This is a genomic window from Cupriavidus sp. NPDC089707, assembly GCF_044748965.1.
Taxonomy (GTDB): Bacteria; Pseudomonadota; Gammaproteobacteria; order Burkholderiales; family Burkholderiaceae; genus Cupriavidus.
This window is the reverse complement of the sequence record NZ_JBIVHB010000059.1, coordinates 1-1,714: the sequence shown is the minus strand read 5'-3', so window position 1 is coordinate 1,714 and position 1,714 is coordinate 1. Positions and strand designations below refer to the sequence as shown.

The window sequence follows — 1,714 nt, the reverse complement described above, 5'->3', positions numbered from 1 at the left end:
ATCTGTGGGTGAAAGCGGATGCGCGGCTAGCCGAGTGAATCCCGATTCAGGTACTGATAGAGCTTGCGACAGGTCGCATCAAAGGAATTTTGTGCGGACTCGGAGATGGCTGGCCAGATGAGAGGCCCGCCGTCTTCCTCGATGAGCTTGTCCAGGAGGGTTGCAACAGGGAGGGTAAGGAGATCGGGATCTTCATGGCGTCGTCGGATCATTTCGCCGCCGAGCATCCAGATGTGATCGCGGTGCCGAAGCAATGTCTTGCGTGCGTATCCCAAGGTTGGAAGATGCTCAAGGAAAGGCGTGAGTATTGCTACGATTTCCTCTCCAGTCGAGATATCTTCGTCATCGACTCGCCACGAAGCCGGCCAGTTATGCAGGTCTGGAATGTACTGGGTGAGCGTTTGCTGTTCGGTGACAATGGCAGCTTTGCCCTTGCCGGTTCCGAGCTTGCTAACCATGTTGCTGACTCGTCTGCTTAACGCCTGTCATCACTTTCCGGGCTTTGTATATGAAGGTGCGCGGCTGTGCGAGGCAACCCAGTCCATCGAGATCGACGTTCGGCCGCGCAAGGGTTCGAAGCCGGTCTGCTCGTGCTGCAACCAGCCTGCGCGGGGTTACGACTCACTCACGGAGCGCCGCTTCGAGTTTATTCCCGTCTGGGGTTTTGCAGTATTCCTGCTCTATACCATGCGGCGCGTCAGTTGTGGTGACTGTGGCGTGAAGGTCGAAGCCCTGCCGTGGGCCAACGGCAAGCACACGCTTACCCGTGCTTACATGATCTTCCTGGCGCAGTGGGCACGCAAGCTGTCGTGGAAGGAGACGGCACAAAGCTTCCGCACCAGTTGGGAGAAAGTCTTCAACGCAGTGGAGTGGGTGGTGGACTGGGGCCTGGCCCATCGCGAACTCGGTACGATCCGTGCCTTTGGTGTCGACGAGATCCAGTATGGTCGTGGACACAAGTACCTCACACTGGTCTACCAGATCGAGGCTGGCTGCACGCGTCTGCTATGGGTGGGGCAGGAGCGCACGAAAGAAAGCTTCGCGAAGTTCTTTGCCATGATCGGAAAACAGGTATGTGAGAAGATTGAGTTCGTCTGCTCGGACATGTGGAAGCCCTACCTTGAGATGATAGCGCTGCATTGCCCCCAATGCGCTGAATATCCTGGACCGCTTCCACATCGTTGCGAAGATGAATAAAGCCATCGATGAGGTCCGCGCTGACGAATCCCGCCGCATGGTCCGCGATGGATACGAGCCGGTGCTCAAGAAGTCCCGCTGGTGCCTGCTCAAACGTCCAGAAAACCTGACCGACAAACAGCGACTGCGCATGCGTGACTTGTTGCAGTACAACCTGCGCACCGTACGCGCCTGGCTGCTCAAAGAGGAATTCCAGCAGCTCTGGGATTACATCTCACCGGACTGGGCCGGGAAATTCCTCGACCAGTGGTGCACGCAGGTGATGCGCTCGCGCATCGAGCCGATGAAGAAGTTCGCCCGCACCGTGCGTGCCCACCGTGAGCTGATCCTCAACTACTTCCGTGCGCGCAAGCAGTTCTCCAGCGGCGTCGTCGAGGGTCTGAACAATAAGGCCAAAGTCACCATGAGAAAATCGTACGGATTCCGAACCTTCAGGGCGACGGAAATCGCGCTATATCATGCACTTGGCAATCTTCCTGAGCCTTCGTCAACCCACACATTTTCCTGACGAACCAAA

1 protein-coding gene and 1 pseudogene are annotated in these 1,714 nt (G+C 56.9%); one reads left to right on the top strand and one right to left on the bottom strand.

Going from position 1 to position 1,714, the window contains the following annotated elements; all coding sequences use genetic code 11:
- Positions 1-26: 26 nt before the first annotated feature.
- Complete coding sequence (locus ACIP1U_RS32560) at positions 27-458, bottom strand: hypothetical protein (protein ID WP_400324059.1); 432 nt, start codon at positions 456-458, stop codon at positions 27-29.
- Here ACIP1U_RS32560 and ACIP1U_RS32555 point away from each other — a divergent pair.
- Positions 457-1,705 (top strand): annotated as a pseudogene (locus ACIP1U_RS32555) (ISL3 family transposase). The gene ACIP1U_RS32560 and the pseudogene ACIP1U_RS32555 overlap by 2 nt on opposite strands.
- Positions 1,706-1,714 lie beyond the last annotated feature (9 nt).